This is a genomic window from Umezawaea tangerina (genome assembly GCF_003002815.1).
GTDB lineage: Bacteria > Actinomycetota > Actinomycetes > Mycobacteriales > Pseudonocardiaceae > Umezawaea > Umezawaea tangerina.
Genome location: NZ_PVTF01000004.1, coordinates 1 through 16,595, shown reverse-complemented (window position 1 = coordinate 16,595; position 16,595 = coordinate 1). Strand labels below are relative to the sequence as shown.

The 16,595-nt window shown below is 72.2% G+C and carries 18 protein-coding genes; 13 read left to right on the top strand and 5 right to left on the bottom strand.

Translation table 11 applies throughout. The features are described 5' to 3' along the window. Positions 1–846: a hypothetical protein gene (locus CLV43_RS14120; RefSeq protein ID WP_106187628.1), complete on the top strand. Its 846-nt coding sequence runs from the start codon at positions 1–3 to the stop codon at positions 844–846. A 22-nt stretch (positions 847–868) separates the two neighbouring features. Here CLV43_RS14120 and CLV43_RS14115 read toward each other — a convergent pair whose 3' ends face one another. The 4 genes from CLV43_RS14115 to CLV43_RS14090 all read right to left on the bottom strand — a co-directional run bounded on the left by CLV43_RS14115 (position 869) and on the right by CLV43_RS14090 (position 4,020). Next, positions 869–1,540 carry a DNA alkylation repair protein gene (locus tag CLV43_RS14115; protein ID WP_106187627.1) on the bottom strand — a complete coding sequence of 224 codons (672 nt, stop codon included), beginning with the start codon at positions 1,538–1,540 and terminating at the stop codon, positions 869–871. A 380-nt stretch (positions 1,541–1,920) separates the two neighbouring features. Then, on the bottom strand, positions 1,921–2,790 hold the full coding sequence (locus CLV43_RS14100) for an ABC transporter permease (protein WP_106187626.1): 870 nt from the start codon (positions 2,788–2,790) through the stop codon (positions 1,921–1,923). Then, positions 2,787–3,626, bottom strand: coding sequence for an ABC transporter ATP-binding protein (locus CLV43_RS14095; protein ID WP_106187625.1), 840 nt, complete (start codon positions 3,624–3,626; stop codon positions 2,787–2,789). Before CLV43_RS14095 ends, CLV43_RS14100 begins: the two co-directional genes overlap by 4 nt. A 10-nt stretch (positions 3,627–3,636) precedes the next feature. Beyond that, complete coding sequence (locus CLV43_RS14090) at positions 3,637–4,020, bottom strand: GntR family transcriptional regulator (RefSeq protein ID WP_106187624.1); 384 nt, start codon at positions 4,018–4,020, stop codon at positions 3,637–3,639. 167 nt (positions 4,021–4,187) lie between these two features. Between CLV43_RS14090 and argC the strand changes: the two genes are divergently transcribed. From argC to CLV43_RS14035, 11 genes are read left to right on the top strand one after another with little or no spacing between them, the layout of a single operon-like run. Then, the gene (gene argC, locus CLV43_RS14085) at positions 4,188–5,225 is read left to right on the top strand and encodes an N-acetyl-gamma-glutamyl-phosphate reductase (RefSeq protein WP_106187623.1); all 1,038 of its coding nucleotides are present in this window, start codon (positions 4,188–4,190) and stop codon (positions 5,223–5,225) included. Next, the gene (gene argJ, locus CLV43_RS14080; protein ID WP_106188218.1) at positions 5,225–6,397 is read left to right on the top strand and encodes a bifunctional glutamate N-acetyltransferase/amino-acid acetyltransferase ArgJ; all 1,173 of its coding nucleotides are present in this window, start codon (positions 5,225–5,227) and stop codon (positions 6,395–6,397) included. The genes argC and argJ overlap by 1 nt, the downstream gene beginning before the upstream one ends. Continuing rightward, the gene (gene argB, locus CLV43_RS14075) at positions 6,394–7,296 is read left to right on the top strand and encodes an acetylglutamate kinase (protein ID WP_106187622.1); all 903 of its coding nucleotides are present in this window, start codon (positions 6,394–6,396) and stop codon (positions 7,294–7,296) included. The genes argJ and argB overlap by 4 nt, the downstream gene beginning before the upstream one ends. Next, on the top strand, positions 7,293–8,453 hold the full coding sequence (locus CLV43_RS14070; protein ID WP_106187621.1) for an acetylornithine transaminase: 1,161 nt from the start codon (positions 7,293–7,295) through the stop codon (positions 8,451–8,453). Before argB ends, CLV43_RS14070 begins: the two co-directional genes overlap by 4 nt. Beyond that, a complete protein-coding gene (gene argF / locus CLV43_RS14065) occupies positions 8,453–9,379 on the top strand; it encodes an ornithine carbamoyltransferase (RefSeq protein ID WP_106187620.1) in 927 nt (308 codons plus the stop codon). The genes CLV43_RS14070 and argF overlap by 1 nt, the downstream gene beginning before the upstream one ends. Further along, positions 9,376–9,873, top strand: coding sequence for an arginine repressor (locus CLV43_RS14060; protein WP_106187619.1), 498 nt, complete (start codon positions 9,376–9,378; stop codon positions 9,871–9,873). The genes argF and CLV43_RS14060 overlap by 4 nt, the downstream gene beginning before the upstream one ends. Beyond that, positions 9,866–10,915 carry an argininosuccinate synthase domain-containing protein gene (locus CLV43_RS14055; protein ID WP_106187618.1) on the top strand — a complete coding sequence of 350 codons (1,050 nt, stop codon included), beginning with the start codon at positions 9,866–9,868 and terminating at the stop codon, positions 10,913–10,915. Before CLV43_RS14060 ends, CLV43_RS14055 begins: the two co-directional genes overlap by 8 nt. After that, positions 10,879–12,321 (top strand): argininosuccinate lyase, encoded by a 1,443-nt coding sequence (gene argH / locus CLV43_RS14050; RefSeq protein WP_281262158.1) that lies wholly within the window; start codon positions 10,879–10,881, stop codon positions 12,319–12,321. The genes CLV43_RS14055 and argH overlap by 37 nt, the downstream gene beginning before the upstream one ends. Next, positions 12,311–12,937 carry a DNA-3-methyladenine glycosylase gene (locus tag CLV43_RS14045; RefSeq protein WP_106187616.1) on the top strand — a complete coding sequence of 209 codons (627 nt, stop codon included), beginning with the start codon at positions 12,311–12,313 and terminating at the stop codon, positions 12,935–12,937. The genes argH and CLV43_RS14045 overlap by 11 nt, the downstream gene beginning before the upstream one ends. A gap of 44 nt (positions 12,938–12,981) precedes the next feature. Next, the gene (locus CLV43_RS14040; RefSeq protein WP_106187615.1) at positions 12,982–13,347 is read left to right on the top strand and encodes an ArsR/SmtB family transcription factor; all 366 of its coding nucleotides are present in this window, start codon (positions 12,982–12,984) and stop codon (positions 13,345–13,347) included. Beyond that, positions 13,298–14,038 (top strand): SRPBCC domain-containing protein, encoded by a 741-nt coding sequence (locus tag CLV43_RS14035; protein WP_106187614.1) that lies wholly within the window; start codon positions 13,298–13,300, stop codon positions 14,036–14,038. The genes CLV43_RS14040 and CLV43_RS14035 overlap by 50 nt, the downstream gene beginning before the upstream one ends. Positions 14,039–14,099: 61 nt before the next feature. On the opposite strand, the gene CLV43_RS14030 is transcribed toward CLV43_RS14035, so the two are convergent. After that, positions 14,100–14,678 (bottom strand): hypothetical protein, encoded by a 579-nt coding sequence (locus CLV43_RS14030; RefSeq protein WP_245886437.1) that lies wholly within the window; start codon positions 14,676–14,678, stop codon positions 14,100–14,102. 109 nt (positions 14,679–14,787) lie between these two features. On the opposite strand from CLV43_RS14030, the gene tyrS reads away from it, so the two are divergent. Further along, complete coding sequence (gene tyrS, locus CLV43_RS14025; RefSeq protein ID WP_106187613.1) at positions 14,788–16,062, top strand: tyrosine--tRNA ligase; 1,275 nt, start codon at positions 14,788–14,790, stop codon at positions 16,060–16,062. Positions 16,063–16,595: the final 533 nt, after the last annotated feature.

Below are 16,595 nucleotides of genomic sequence, written 5' to 3'. Positions count from 1 at the left end.
GTGGGGCGGTGGAGAGCGACCGAGTCGGACCGGGTCACGGTCGACGGGTCCGCCTACCCGCCCCGGTCGGCGGAGCTGGCCGTCGTGGGCGGCCGGGCGGTCGTGTCCGCGGGAACCGAGGTCGTGTCGGCGGGGACCGTGTCGGCCGGGACCGGGGCGGAGTCGGGCTGGCGGCACGAGTGCGGTGCCCGGCCACGGGCGGCCTACGCGAGCGCGGACCGGCTGCTGGTGCTCACCGACTCGCTGGACTACCACGCCTGGGGCCACCTCGGGCCCGCGCTGCTGCTGGACCTGGAGACGGGTGAGCGGGTCGCGGAGCTGCGCGGTGAGCGGGCGGCCGCGGTATCCGGCGGGCGGTTCCTGCTGGGGCTCGAGGGGTACGGCACGTTCTCGACGTGGCTGCACGACCGCGACGGCGCGCTGTTGACCACCTGGCACAGCTACGGGCACTACGTGGTGGACCCGGACGGGGTGCGCGTCGTCGAGTGCGACCGCCGCCGGCCGACCCGTTCCGCGGTCGTCCGCCTGCTGCCCGACGGGTCGGTCGAGCGCGGGCACGCGTTGCACGACGGCCAGGTCGCCGCTCCGGTCGTGCTTCCCGACGGGACCGTCGTGGTGGTGGACGGCGGGACGCTGCTGGCGGTCGGTCCCGACCTGCGCGGTGAGGTGCTGGTGGAGGTGCTGGACGTGGGCGGTGAGAGCTGGCGCTTCACCACCACCCTGGACTGGGACGCGGGGGAGGGGGCGCTGCTGGTGACCGTGGTCGAGCGCACCCGCGACGTGCCCGTCGTCCACAAGACCCACCGCGTCCTGTACGCACTCCGCCCTGTCGGGCCTGCGGTCTGAGCGCTCCACCCGCCGCGTCTGTTCACCCCAGGTGCTTCAGCGCCTCCCGGCGCGACAGCGGGGACAGCGCGGGGTGGGTGTCGACGAAGTCCCGGACCCAGGCGGGGTCGGTCTTGGCGTAGTCGCGGAGGGCCCAGCCGATGGCCTTGCGGAGGAAGAAGTCCGGGTCGGCGGTGGTGGCTTCGACGCAGTCGGTCAGCAGGTCGGTGTCGGTCGCCCACCTCGCCCCCAGCTGGCAGATCACCGACGTGCGGCGCCGCCACCGGTCGGCGTCACCCGACCACGTCCGCATGACCGCGGCGACCTCGGCGGGGTGGGCGCGCAGGAGCGGGCCGACGCGCCTGCTGGCGACCTCGTCCACGAAGTCCCACCACGCGCCGGTGACCACGAGCTCGTCGTAGAGCGGGAGCAGGTCGACGTCCTGCCACCGCCGGTACGCCCCGGTCAGGTCCAGTGCCAGGTACCGCTCCTCGCGGTACTCCGCCTCCCGCCACAACCGCAGCGCGGTGGCCCGCCACGTGTCGCGGTCCGGCATCGGGTGCGCCGCGAACAAGGCCCGCGCCAGCTTCGCCCGCTCGGGTTTGGCCACCCCGCGGAACGGCATCGCGGACTTCATGTACGCCCGCATGCCCTCCGCCTTGACGGGATCGGCCGCCTCGGCGAGTCCGGCGCGAGCTGCCTCGACCAGGTCCATGGCGGTCAAGGTAACCGCTAGCTTGGGGTCATGGACCTGATCGACCCGGCCGTCAACGACTACGTCCTGGCCCACAGCACCCCCGCCGACGCCCTGCTCCGCGAGCTCGCCGAGGAGCACCAAGCGGTGCCGTCGGGTCGCCGACTGGGCCGAGGCCAACAATGTCGAGATCGCCTACACCCCCACGAACTCTTCGTGGCTCAACCGTATCGAGGCCCAGTTCACCGCTCTGCGTTACTTCACCCTCGACGGCACTGACCACCTCGACCACAAGCAGCAGGGCAGCATGATCCGTCGCTACATCATCTGGCGAAACAAGCACGCTCAGGATCGGCGGCTACGCGAGGTCGTCAACAGGGCGAACGTTGCCTGATACGGCACTAGTGCACCCGGCGCACCGCCCAGGCGCTCACCGCGACCAGCACCCCCACCACCAGCACCACGATCCCGCTCTCGGCCCCCTGGAACTCCCAGAACTGCGACACCGGGTGGTACCGCGCGAACCTCCCCGCGACGCCCTGGTCCAGCAGGCACTGGGCGATCGGCGTCTCCCCGCACTTCTGGCCCGCGAAGGTCGTGGTCGCCCCCTGCGCGTCGAGGTACCCGATCTCCACCCGCCAGGCCCCCGGCTCCACCGCGCCGGACGCCGAGTACTCCGTCCCCGCGTAGTGCGGCCGCCCCAGGTTCGCCACGGCGGCCAGCACGCCCACGTACCCGGCGAGCGTGATCGCCATGGCCCCCAACGTGCTCCGCACCACCAGCCCCGCCGTCGCCCCGAGCGCGAACGCCACCGCGGTGTACGCCCCCAGCACGTACCCCTGGCTCTCGAACATCGGCGTCTGCAGCCTGCTCGTCAGGATGGAGCTCAACGGCCCCAACGCCTTCGCGTTCAGCAGCCCGAGCAGCGCCATCGCCACCGTCACCGGGAGCCCCGCGACGAGCAGCTTCGTCGCCCACCACCGGGTCCGGCCGATCGACTGGGTCAGGCCGAACACGTGCGTGCCCTGCTCGAACTCCCGCGCGAACACCGGCGCCCCGGCGAACATCCCCAGCAGCACCGGCATCGCCAGCATCACGAACGGCACGTAGCCCAGCAGGTCCCCGTACCGCTCGTCGAGCACCGCGGGGTCCGCGGGCAGCACCGACGACAGGTCGGCCCACAGCGCGGCCATGCCGGCGCCGACCAGTGCCACCAACGCCAACGACACCAGGGTCAGCAGCCGCTGCTGCCGCCACGCCACCCAGGTCATGCCGCCACCTCCCGCCCGCTCGTCCGCCCCGCCCGGAGGTATCCGAGCGCGAGCTCCTCCAACGTCGGCTCGTGCGCCTGCGCGTCGTCGGGCGGCTCCAGGCCCCGCACCAGCACCGTCGACTGCCGCCCCGTCTCCCGCCGCTCCACGACGGCGGCCGCGGGCACGTCCAGCTCGCGCGGTCCGATCAGCAACCGGTGCTCCGCCAGCAGCTCCTCCACGTCGCCCGCGAGCTGCACCCGCCCTCCGGACAGCAGCAGCAGGTGGTCGCAGATCCCGTCCAGGTCCGCGATCACGTGCGAGGACAGCAGCACCGTCGTCCCCTGCTCGGCCACCTCGGCCAGCAGCGCCCCCATGACCTCCTGGCGCGCCAACGGGTCCAGGTCCGCCAGCGGCTCGTCCAGCAGCAGGACCTCCGGTCGGCGCCCGAGCGCCACGGCCAGCGCGACCCTGGTGCGCTGACCGCCGGACAGCGTCCGGATCCTCGCGCCGAGCGGCACCTCGGCCTCGGCGACGAGCCGCCGCGCGTAGGCGTCGTCCCAGTCCGGGTTCAGCGCCCGGCCCGCGTGCAGGACCTCCTCGACGGTGAACCCCTGGTACAGCGGTTTCCCCTGCGCCAGGAAACCCGGTTTGCCGCGCACCGCGACCGTTCCCTCGGTGGGTCGCAGCAGCCCGGTCGCCAACGCCATCAACGTGCTCTTGCCCGCGCCGTTCGGCCCGACCAGCGCCGCGATCCGCCCCCGCGGCACCGCGACAGCGCAGCCCCGCAGCGCCCACCCCCTGCGGTAGCGCTTGCCCAACCCGGCCGCGACGAGCGCGGCCGACCCCTCGTCCATGGTTGTTCCCTCACGTCCCGTAGTGCTCGTCCAGCACGGCCTTCACCAGTGCCTCCACGTCCTCGCGCTCCAGCCCGCCCGCGTCCGCGCCCGCCAACCACCCCGCCAGTCCCTCCCGCAGCGGCCCGTCGTCGGTCGCCCCCGGTCTGGCCAGCGTCCGCACGACGAACGTCCCCAGCCCGCGCCGCCCCTCGACCAGGCCCTCGCGTTCGAGCTCCCGGTACGCCTTCAGCACGGTGTTCGGGTTCATCGCGGTGGCGGTCATGACCTCCTTCGCGGTCGGCAGCCGGTCACCGGGGCGGAGCAGCCCCAACCGCAGCGCCTGCTTGGTCTGGTGCACCAGCTGCAGGTAGGCGGCGACCCCGGAGCGGCGGTCGATCCGGAACTCGATCACCCAGCACCCTTTCACTACTTAATTGGTGAAATCATGATGGACGTACGCACGGCCGCGGCGCAAGGGGTGTCGGGAAACCCCGCCGCCCGTGAGCGCAAGCAACGTCACCCGGATAGGGGCGCGAATAAGGGTTGAGTGAGTTTGCATCCCTATGCATAATTATCCGCATGACAGTGCGGATCGCGGTCGCCGGTGCCAGCGGGTATGCGGGGGGCGAGGTGCTGCGGCTGCTGCTCTCGCACCCCGACGTGGAGATCGGCGCGCTGACGGCGGGTGGCAACGCGGGCAGTCCGCTGCTCGCGCACCAGCCGCACCTGCTGCCGCTGGCGGACCGGGTGCTGGAGGAGACGACGGCGCGCGCGCTCGCCGGTCACGACGTGGTGTTCCTCGCGCTGCCGCACGGCAAGTCGGCCGAGCTGGCGGCGCAGCTGGGCGACGACGTGCTGGTCGTGGACTGCGGCGCGGACCACCGGCTGGTCGACTCGTGGGCGTGGGAGCGCTGGTACGGCGGCGACCACGCCGGGTCGTGGCCCTACGGGCTGCCGGAGCTGCCCAGAGCGGACGGGACCCGACAGCGGGACCTCCTCCGCGGCACCAAGCGGGTGGCCGTCCCCGGCTGCTACCCGACGGTGTCGTCGCTCGCGCTCGCGCCCGCCGTCGCCGCGGACGTCGTCGAGCCCGAGGTGGTCGTGGTCGCGGTGTCCGGCACGTCCGGCGCGGGCAAGGCGGCGAAGACGAACCTGCTGGGCTCCGAGGTCATGGGGTCGCTCAGCGCGTACGGCGTCGGCGGCGCGCACCGGCACACCCCGGAGATCGTCCAGAACCTCAGCCTGGTCGCGGACCGCCCGGTCGGGGTGTCGTTCACCCCGGTGCTCGCGCCGCTGCCGCGCGGCATCCTCGCCACCTGCTCCGCCCAGCTGCGCGCCGACGCCGGGGACGTGCGCGCGGTGTACGCGAAGGCGTACGCGGACGAGCCGTTCGTGCACCTGCTGCCCGAGGGCCACTGGCCCACGACCGGCGCGGTGCTCGGCTCGAACGCGGTGCAGCTCCAAGTCGCCGTCGACCCGGACCTGAACCGGCTCGTCGTCGTCGCGGCGGTCGACAACCTGACGAAGGGCACGGCGGGTGCCGCCGTGCAGTGCATGAACCTGGCGCTAGGCCTGCCGGAGACCACCGGCCTGTCCACCGTGGGAGTGGCTCCGTGATCGATCGCGACAAGGGTGTGACCGGCCCGAAGGGCTTCAAGGCGGCGGGGGTGGCCGCCGGGATCAAGGCGACCGGTGCGCTCGACCTGGCGCTGGTGGTCAACGCGGGCCCGCTCGACGCTGCCGCGGGCGTGTTCACCACCAACAAGGTCAAGGCCGCGCCGGTGCTGTGGTCCCAGCAGGTCATCCGGGAGCGCAGGCTCACCGCGGTGGTGCTGAACTCCGGCGGCGCCAACGCGTGCACCGGCCCCGAGGGCTTCCAGGACACCCACGCCACCGCCGAGAAGGTCGCTGAGGTGCTGTCCTGCGGCGCGATCGAGGTCGCGGTCTGCTCCACCGGCCTGATCGGCGAACGGCTGCCGATGGACGCGATCCGGTCCGGTGTGGACAGTGCGGCCAAGGACCTCCAGGAGACCGTGGAGGCCGGGTTCGCCGCCGCGACCGCCGTCCTGACCACCGACTCGCGCGCCAAGCAGTCCTGGTCGGCGCACGCCGACGGCTGGTCGGTCGGCGGGTTCGTGAAGGGCGCGGGCATGCTCGCCCCCAACATGGCCACCATGCTCTCGGTGATCACCACCGACGCCGTGGTCGACGGCGCCGCGCTGGACACCGCGCTGCGCTTCGCGACCAACCGGACGTTCGACCGCCTGGACGTCGACGGCGGCACGTCCACCAACGACACCGTGCTGGTGCTGGCCTCCGGTGCCTCCGGCGTCACGCCGAGCGCCGAGGACTTCACCGCGCTGCTCACGGCCGTCGCGGGCGACCTGGTCAAGCAGCTCCAGGGCGACGCCGAGGGCGTGACCAAGGAGGTCTCGGTGACCGTCCGCGGCGCGGCGAGCGAGGAGGAGGCGGTGCACGTCGGCCGCACCGTGGCCGAGGACAACCTGGTCAAGACCGCGCTGTTCGGCTCGGACCCCAACTGGGGCCGCATCGCGATGGCGCTGGGCCGCGCGGACGCCGTGATCGACCCGGACAAGCTCGGCATCACGATCAACGGCGCGACCTTGTTCGCCAACGGCACCAAGGCGCAGGACCGCTCGGCCGCCGACCTGTCCGGCCGCGAGATCGACATCGTGATCGACCTCAACGTCGGCGACGCGACCGCCACGATCCTCACCACCGACCTCTCGCACGACTACGTCGAAGAGAACAGCGCGTACTCGTCGTGACCGGGCAGCAGGGGAGTCCGACGCAGCGGGAGGCGGGCCTCAAGGCCGCCGTCCTGGTCGAGGCGCTGCCTTGGTTGCAGCGGTTCCGCGGTGCCGTCGTGGTCGTGAAGTACGGCGGCAACGCCATGGTCGACGACAAGCTCAAGCAGGCCTTCGCGCAGGACATGGTGTTCCTCAAGCTCGCGGGCCTGCACCCGGTCGTCGTGCACGGCGGCGGCCCGCAGATCGGCGCCATGCTGAAGAGGCTCGGCATCGAGAGCGAGTTCCGCGGCGGTCTCCGGGTCACCACGCCGGAGGCGATGGACGTCGTCCGGATGGTCCTGGTCGGCCAGGTGGGCCGCGAGCTCGTCGGCCTGATCAACGCCCACGGCCCGCACGCGGTCGGCATGTCCGGTGAGGACGCGCACCTGTTCACCGCGAGCCGCCGACCGGCCATCGTGGACGGTGAGCCGGTCGACATCGGACTGGTGGGCGACATCGTGGGCGTGAACCCGGACGCGGTGCTGGACCTGGTGCGCGCCGGCCGGATCCCGGTCGTGTCGTCGGTCGCGCCGGACGCGGACGGCGTGGTGCACAACGTGAACGCGGACACCGCGGCGGGCGCTCTGGCCATCGCGCTGGACGCGCGCAAGCTCGTGGTGCTCACCGACGTCGAGGGTCTGTACGCGGACTGGCCGGACCGGTCGTCGCTGCTGCACGAGGTGCGCGCCGACGAGCTGGAGAAGATGCTGCCGGACCTGGACAGCGGCATGGTACCGAAGATGGAGGCCTGCCTGCGGGCGGTGCGCGGCGGGGTCCCGCAGGCGCACGTCATCGACGGGCGGCTCGAGCACTCGGTGCTGCTGGAGGTCTTCACCTCCAGCGGTGTCGGGACGATGGTCTTGGGGGACGGGGAATGAACGACCAGCAGCGGTGGCAGGCCGCGATGATGAACAACTACGGCACGCCGCAGATCACCCTGGAGCGCGGCGAGGGCGCGCACGTCTGGGACACCGACGGCAAGCGCTACCTCGACCTGGTCTCCGGCATCGCGGTGAACGCGCTCGGCCACGCGCACCCGGCGATCGTCGCGGCGGTGACCGCGCAGATCGGGAAGCTGTCGCACACCTCGAACCTGTTCATCAACCAGCCCTCGCTGGCGCTGGCCGAGCGGCTGCTCGACCTGTCCGGTGTGGACGGTGGCAAGGTCCTGTTCTGCAACTCCGGCGCGGAGGCGAACGAGACCGCGTTCAAGATCAGCCGCCGGACCGGTCGCACCAAGGTCGTCTCCACCGACGGCGGGTTCCACGGCCGCACGATGGGCGCGCTCGCCCTCACCGGCCAGCCGCCCAAGCGCACCCCGTTCGAGCCGCTGGTGCCGGGGGTCGTGCACATCCCGTTCGGCGACGTCGCCGCGCTGGAGGCCGCTGTCGACGACGAGACCGCCGCCTTCGTCGTCGAGCCCGTCCAGGGCGAGAACGGCGTCGTGGTCCCGCCCGCCGGGTACCTCCAGGCCGCCCGAGCGATCACCGCCGAGCACGGCGCGCTGCTGATCCTCGACGAGGTGCAGACCGGCGTCGGCCGCCTCGGCACCTGGTTCGCCTTCCAGCAGGCGGGCGTCGTGCCGGACGTGTTCACCCTGGCCAAGGGCCTGGGTGGCGGTCTCCCGCTCGGTGCGTGCATCGCCGTCGGCGCCACGGCCGACCTGCTCGAACCCGGCCAGCACGGCACGACGTTCGGCGGCAACCCGGTGTGCTGCGCGGCGGCGCTCGCGGTGCTGGACACCATCGCGTCGGACGGCCTGCTCGAACACGCCTCCTCGGTGGGCAAGGAGATCGCCACCGGTGTCGAGGCCCTGAACCACCCGCTCGTCTCCGGCGTGCGGGGAGCCGGCCTGCTGCTCGGCATCACGCTGCGCGAGGCGGTCTCGGCGAAGGCCGCGGCGGCCGCGCAGCGGGCCGGTTACCTGATCAACCCCATCCAGCCCGACGTCATCAGACTCGCCCCGCCGCTGGTGCTCGACGAGACCGACGCCCACCGGCTGGTCGCCGACCTGCCGACGTTCCTGGAGCCGTGATGACCCCGAGGCACTTCCTCCGCGACGACGACCTGACCCCCGACGAGCAGATCGCGGTGCTCGACCTGGCCGACCGCTACAAGGCCGACCGGTTCACCGCGAAGCCGTTGGCGGGCCCCAAGTCCGTCGCGGTGATCTTCGAGAAGAACTCCACCCGCACACGGCTGTCGTTCGAGGTGGGCATCGCGCAGCTCGGCGGCAACCCGGTCATCGTCGACGGTCGGTCCATGCAGCTGGGCCGCGAGGAGACCATCGAGGACACCTCCCGGATCCTGTCCGGGTACGTGGACGCGGTGGTGTGGCGGACGTTCGCGCAGAAGCGCATGGAGGCCATGGCCTCGGTGTCGCGGGTGCCGGTCGTCAACGCGCTGACCGACGAGTTCCACCCGTGCCAGGTGCTCGCGGACCTGCAGACGATCCGCAACCGGCACGGCAGGCTCGAAGGCCTGACCGCCACCTACCTCGGTGACGGCGCGAACAACATGTCGCACTCGATGCTGCTCGGCGGCGCCACCGCGGGCATGAACATCCGCATCGCCGCGCCGCCGTCGTTCGTGCCGCTGCCGTGGGTCCTCGACGACGCCAAGAAGCGCGCGGCCGAGACCGGCGGCTCGGTCGAGCTGGTCACCGACCCGCGCGAGGCGGTCGACGGCGCGGACGTGCTGATCACCGACACGTGGACGTCCATGGGCCAGGAGAACGACGGCCGCGACCGCGTCGGCCCGTTCCGGCCCTACCAGGTGAACTCCGACCTGGTGGCCGCCACCGGCGTGAAGACGACCGTGCTGCACTGCCTGCCCGCGCACCGCGGCTGGGAGATCACCGACGAGGTGCTGGACGGCCCGGACAGCGCCGTGTGGGACGAGGCCGAGAACCGGCTGCACGCGCAGAAGGCGCTGCTGGTCTGGTTGCTGGAGAACTCATGACCAGGACCGCGCGCCAGGGGCGGATAGTCGAGCTGGTCGCGCAGCGGGCGATCCGCAGCCAGTCCGAGCTGGCGAAGACCCTGGCGATGGAGGGCATCGACGTCACGCAGGCCACGCTGTCGCGCGACCTCGACGAGCTCGGCGCGGTGAAGCTGCGCGGACCCGACGGCGGCGCGCCGGTCTACGTGATCCCCGAGGACGGCAGCCCGGTGCGCGGCGTCCAGGGCGGCACCTCGCGGCTGGCGCGCGTGCTCGGCGAGCTGCTGGTCTCGGTGGACCACTCGGCCAACCTCGCCGTCCTGCGCACCCCTCCCGGCGCGGCCCAGTTCCTGGCCAGCGCCATGGACCGGGCGGCGCTGCACGACATCGTCGGCACCATCGCGGGCGACGACACGATCATCGTGGTGGCCCGCGAGCCGCTCACCGGCGCGGACCTCGCCCAGCGGATCGCGTCGCTCGCCGAGGGCCACCAGGAGGGCGACGACCATGACTGACCGGGTCGTCCTCGCCTACTCCGGTGGTCTGGACTCCTCGGTCGCGCTCGGCCACCTCGTCGAGAAGACCGGGGCCGAGGTGGTGGCCGTGGCCGTCGACCTCGGGTACGGCGGCGAGGACCCGGCGGCGCTGCGGCGGCGCGCACTGGCCTGCGGGGCGGTGGACGCCGTCGTCGTGGACGCCCGCGACGAGTTCGCCGCCGACTTCTGCCTCCCCGCCCTCCAGGCCAACGCCCTGCGCCACGGCGGGCACCCGCTGCTCCAGGCGGTGGCCCGCGCGGCGGTCGTGAAGCAGCTCGTCGACGCGGCCCGCCTGCACGGCGCGCGGGCCGTCGCGCACGGCTGCGCGGACGGGGACTGGGTAGAGACCGGCGTCGGCGACCTCGCACCCGAGCTGGAGGTGCTCGCGCCCGCCCGCGACTTCGCGTGGACCCGCGCCGAGGCCGTCCGCTGGGTGCGGGAGCGCGCCGTGCCGATCGACGTCACCCGGAGGTCGCCGTACTCGGCGGACCGGACGGCGCTGGCCCGCCCGGCCGGGACCGCGCCGCAGGCGGGCGACCCGGAGGAGATCGTGGTGACCTTCGACCGCGGCGTCCCGGTCGCGTTCGACGGCGAGACCGTCACCGCGTTCGAGGCCGTCCGGGAGCTCAACCGGCGCGCGGGCGGGCACGGCGTGGGCGGACTGGCCGACGTCGAGGCGCCCGGCGCCGTCGCGCTGGTCACCGCGCACCGGGCGCTGGAGGCCGTGACCCTGGACCGCGACACGGCCCGCTTCAAGCGGACCGCCGAGGGCCGATGGGGTGAACTCGTGCTCGACGGGCTGTGGTTCGCCCCGCTGAGGAACGCGCTCGACGCGTTCGTCGAAACCACCCAGGAGCACGTGTCGGGGGAGGTCCGGCTGCTCCTGCACGCCGGTCGCGCGGTGGTCGACGGCCGCCGCGGCGACGGCGCGCCGCACGACTCCACCCTGGACACCCGCGACGAGGGCGATACCGTCGAGCAGTTGTGGGACCTGCCGAGCAAGAGGGATTTGAACAAGTGAGCGCACTGTGGGGCGGAAGGTTCGCGTCCGGACCGGCGGAGGCGATGGCGCTGCTGTCCGCGTCGACGCACTTCGACTGGAGACTCGCCCCGTACGACATCGCGGGTTCACGGGCCCACGCGCGTGTACTGCGCGCCGCGGGACTGCTGACCGACGACGAGCTGACCAGGATGATCGCGGCGCTCGACCTGCTGGAGGCCGACGCGGCCTCGGGCGCGTTCGAGCCCGTGCTCGCCGACGAGGACGTGCACACGGCACTGGAACGAGGGCTGATCGAGCGGGCGGGCCCCGAGCTCGGCGGCAAGCTGCGCGCGGGCCGGTCGCGCAACGACCAGGTCGCCACGCTGTTCAAGATGTGGCTGCGCGACGCCGCCCGCCGGGTCGGTGACGGCGTGCTGGACGTGGTGGACGCGCTGGTCGGCCAGGCGCAGGCGCACCCGAACGCGGTCATGCCCGGCCGCACGCACCTGCAGGCCGCGCAGCCCGTGCTGCTCGGCCACCACCTGCTCGCGCACGCCCAGTCGCTGCTGCGCGACATCGAGCGGTTGCAGGACTGGGACCGGCGCACCGCGCTGTCCCCCTACGGCTCCGGCGCGCTGGCCGGGTCGTCGCTGGGCCTGGACCCGGCGGCCGTGGCGGCCGAGCTGGGCTTCGACGGGCCGGTGGAGAACTCCATCGACGGCACCGCGTCGCGCGACTTCGCGGCCGAGATCGCGTTCGTGCTGGCCATGATCGGCGTGAACCTGTCGCGGATCGCCGAGGAGGTCATCATCTGGACGACCTCGGAGTTCGGGTTCGCCGTGCTCGACGACGCGTGGGCCACCGGCAGCTCGATCATGCCGCAGAAGAAGAACCCCGACGTGGCGGAGCTGACCCGCGGCAAGTCCGGTCGGCTGATCGGCAACCTGACCGGCCTGCTGGCCACGTTGAAGGCGCAGCCGCTGGCCTACAACCGGGACCTCCAGGAGGACAAGGAGCCGCTGTTCGACTCGGTCGAGCAGCTGGAGCTCCTGCTGCCCGCGATCGCCGGGATGCTGTCCACAATCCGCTACGACACCGACCGGATGGCCGCCGTGGCCCCGGCCGGGTTCACGCTGGCGACCGACATCGCCGAGTGGCTGGTCCGCCAGGGCGTGCCCTTCCGGATCGCGCACGAGGCCGCGGGCGAGTGCGTCCGCGTGGCCGAGGGCCGCGGCGTCGGGCTCGACGAGCTGACCGACCAGGAGTTCGCCGACGTGTCGCCGCACCTGACGCCGCAGGTGCGCGACGTGCTGACCGTGCAGGGCTCCATCGCCTCGCGCGACGGCCACGGCGGTACCGCCCCGGACCGGGTGGCCGAGCAGCTCAAGCGGCTGGTCGACCGGGTCTCGGTCGCACGGGGGTTCACGGCAGCCCGTGCAAGGTAGGCAACTGACCGAGCGGGAGCTCGCCGTCGAGCCCGTCGACGCGGCGCGGCTCCTGCTCGGCTGCGTCATGGAGAGCACCACGCCCGAGGGCGTGGTGGCGGTCAAGATCGTCGAGGTCGAGGCGTACCGGGGCGCCGACGACCCCGCGTCGCACTGCTACCGGGGCAAGACCCCGCGCAACGAGGTGATGTTCGGCCCGGCAGGGCACCTGTACGTGTACTTCGTCTACGGCATGCACTTCTGCGCCAACGTCACGTCGCTGACCGACGGCGAGCCCGGCGCGGTGCTGGTGCGCGCGGGCGAGGTCGTCGAGGGCGCGGACCTGGCGCACATCCGCAGGCCGTCCGCGCGCAGCCACGCCGAGCTCGCCAAGGGGCCCGCCCGGCTCACCGGCGTGCTCGGCCTCGACCGGTCGCACAACGGCGTCGACCTGACGTCGTCCACGGCGTCGGTCCGGCTGTTCGAGGGCGACCCGGTGTCCGACGACGAGGTGGTCACCGGGCCCCGCGTCGGGATCTCGCTGGCGATCGAGGTGCCGTGGCGGTTCTGGATCGGCAGCTCGCACGCCGTGAGCACCTACCGGCGGGGTGGGAAGCACGCGCCGGACGCGGGATGACCCGTTGCCCGGCCGCAATGGTTCCTCTACGGTAACCGTTACCCATGAGGAACCATTCGGAAGCCGTCTTCGACGCGCTCGGTGACCCGACGCGACGCCGGATCGTCGAGCGCCTGCGCGGCGGTCCGGTGCCGGTCGGGGAGCTCGCGGCCGACCTCCCGGTCGGCCGCCCCGCCGTCAGCAAGCACCTCAAGGTGCTCGAGGGCGCCGGGCTCGTCGAGCACCGCAGCGTCGGCACGCGCAACCTGTACGCGTTGGCACCCAGCGGTTTCACCGCGTTGCAGCAGTGGCTGGTCGCGCACTGGGACGGCGCGCTCGACGCCTTCGCCACGCACGTGGCGGCACGGGAGGAGCAGGGCAGTGGCACTTCCACCGATCCGCCGCCAGGTCGTGGTGGCCGCGACGCCTGACGTCGCCTTCGACGTGTTCACCAGCGAGATCGGCACGTGGTGGCCGCTGGCGTCGCACAGCGTCTTCGGCGCCGAGGCGACCGTGGCGTTCCGCGACGGCGAGCTGGTCGAACGCGACCCCGCGGGCGCCGAGTCGGTGTGGGGGAGCGTGCTGGACTGGGAGCCGCCGCGCGGGTTCCGGATCAGCTGGCACCCCGGCTCAGGGCCGGACGAGGCCACCGAGGTCGAGGTCGCGTTCACCCCGGTGGGCGACGACCGCACGCTGGTCACCCTGGAGCACCGCGGCTGGGAACGGCTGTCCGACCCGACCGGCACCCGCGCGCGCTACGACGGCGGCTGGCCGACCGTCCTGGGCCGCTACGACGGCGGGTTCGGCACCGCCACCGGCGACGACGAGGTCTGGCTGGCGCTGCTGCACACGCCGGGACCGGCCGTGGCGGGCCCGCTGGAGGTCTTCGCCCACCCCGACTTCCCGGAGCACCTGGCGTTCCTGCGCGGACTCCGCGACCAGGGCGTTCTCGTCGCCGCCGGACCGTTCCCGGCCAGCGGCGAGGGGATGGCCGTCATCCGCGTGCCCGCGGGTGAGGTCGCCGAGCATGTGCGGCGCGCGCAGGACGACGACCGGTCCGTGGTCGGCGGTGTGCTCCAGGTGCGCGTGCGCCCGTGGCAGGTCGTCCTCACCGGCGCGTGAAGGAGCGGGGGCACCCGTGGGGCACCCCCGCTCCGGCAAGGTGATCGGTCCGGCAGCGCGGTCAGTAGGTCGCGGTGCGGCGGTACCAGACCCGGCGCTGACCCACGGGCAGGGCGAGCCGGGTGATCAGGTTCGTCAGCACCGCGCGCAGCACCAGCCAGATGATCGCGGCCAGGCCGTCGTTGAGCAGCGTGCGGGCGCCGACGTTGTCGGGTGTGAACAGGTCGCGCAGGCCCAGCGACACCGCGCCGGACCAGCCCTCGATCATCTGCGCGAAGCCGTTGGCGGCGTTGGCGTTGCCGATCACCAGCACGATGTGGATCGCCAGCACGATCGCGAACAACGAGCACACCACGTCGATCACGGCGCAGACGACCATCACGGTCTTCACGCGCGACCGGTCGTCGCGGGGCTGCTGCTCGACGACCTCGTCGCGCCGCACGGCCTGCTCACGGCCGTCCCGGCGCACGACCTCCTCGCGCCGGACCACTTCCTCCTCGAGCGGAACGGGTGCCCCGACCTGCGTCGGGTACTCCTCGCGCCCCCGGTACCCGTCGCGTCCCGGGTACTGCTCCGTGGGCTGGTTGTCGGCCGGGAACCTCCCGGCCGGGCGCCTCGGCTCACGATCCGGATAAGTCATCGGTCGAGTCCTCTCGGTTACCCCCAGAGCGTGACTACCCCTCACACCGCTCTCGCAAACCGCACTGCAAGAGGATTCGCTTTGACCTGGTAGGGGAGAATCGACCCCCGTGAGCGAGCACATCCTTGACGAGCTGTCCTGGCGCGGTCTGATCGCGCAGTCCACCGACCTCGACGCACTGCGGAAAGACCTGGACGCGGGCCCGCTCACCCTCTACGCGGGCTTCGACCCGACGGCGCCGAGCCTGCACGCGGGCAACCTCGTCCCGCTGCTGATGCTGACCAGGTTCCAGCGCGCGGGCCACCGGCCGATCGTCCTCGCGGGCGGTGCGACCGGCATGATCGGCGACCCCCGCGACCAGGGCGAGCGGACGCTGAACACGCTCGACACGGTCGCCGAGTGGGCGGACCGGATCCGCGGCCAGCTGGAGCGCTTCGTCGACTTCGACGACAGCCCGACCGGCGCCGTCGTGGCGAACAACCTCGACTGGACCGGCCAGGTGCCGGTGCTGGAGTTCCTGCGCGACGTCGGCAAGCACTTCTCGATCAACACGATGCTCGCCCGCGAGACCGTGAAGCGGCGCCTGGAGAGCGACGGGATGTCGTACACGGAGTTCAGCTACCTGCTGCTCCAGTCGCACGACTACCTCCAGCTCAACCGCGCGTACGGGACGAGCCTGCAGGTCGGAGGGTCCGACCAGTGGGGCAACATCCTGGGCGGAGTGGACCTGGTCCGGAAGGTCGACGGCCGGTCGGTGCACGCGCTGACCGCGCCGCTGGTCACCGACGCCGAGGGGCGCAAGTTCGGGAAGTCCACCGGCGGCGGCAAGCTCTGGCTCGACCCGGAGATGACCTCGCCGTACGCCTGGTACCAGTACTTCGTGAACGCCGGTGACACCGACGTCGTGAACTACCTGCGGCTGTTCAGCTTCCTGCCCCGCGAGGAGATCGAGGCGCTGGAGCAGGACACCGCGGAGCGCCCGCACCTGCGGGCAGCGCAGAAGCGGCTGGCCGAGGTGTTCACCGACCTCGTGCACGGGGAGCACCAGACCAAGCAGGTCATCGCCGCCAGCCAGGCTCTGTTCGGGCGGGGCGAGCTCGGCGGGCTCGACCTGTCCACGCTCGACGGGGCCATGGCGGAGGCGCCCATCGGCGAGGTCGTGCTGTCGGACGCGCCGACGATCGTCGACCTGCTGGTGAGCTCCGGGCTCGCCGAGAGCAGGGGCGCCGCGCGCCGCACGGTGAAGGAGGGCGGGGCGTACGTGAACAACGCGAAGGTCGCCGACGAGGAGTGGACTCCGGGCAAGGAGGACCTCCTGCACGACAAGTGGCTGGTGCTGCGCCGGGGCAAGAGGAACACCGCCGGCGTGCGAGTGCTCCTCTGACCTGCGATTACGTCGCTCCGACGGCCGTCGTCCCCCTCCGGGACGGCGGCCGTTGCGGTTTCTTTCGAGTGATGGCGGTCACACTGTTGTGTCGAACGGTGGTGCAGTAGCGTGCTGGTAAGGCAGGTGCACGTGACCTGACCTGCGGTTTCTTTGCGTGTTCCGGTGTCGGGACCCCCGATTTGACCTCGTCTTCCGGCACGTGTAACTTTCTCCAAGTCAGGCCAACACGGACCGCCCAGCGGGCCGGAGCCAGACGGAGAGTGCGAACCAAGCTCCCAGATCTTGTGGTAGAGTGGGCAGTCTCCGAAACGGGAAGACCCAGTCTGCGCCTCCTCTGAGGCGGTTTGACCAGGGCGTCTAGTTTCACTTAAGCTTTAGGAATATTGCGGAATCACATGCCCCTGATCGGGCCACGGTAAAACCGTGGTGAGTGATGGTGTGCGCGTGTTCTTTGAGAACTCAACAGCGTGCCGAATAGCCAGTAACTTATATGAACCCAGTCAATGGGTTTCCTTTGAGATTGAACTGGA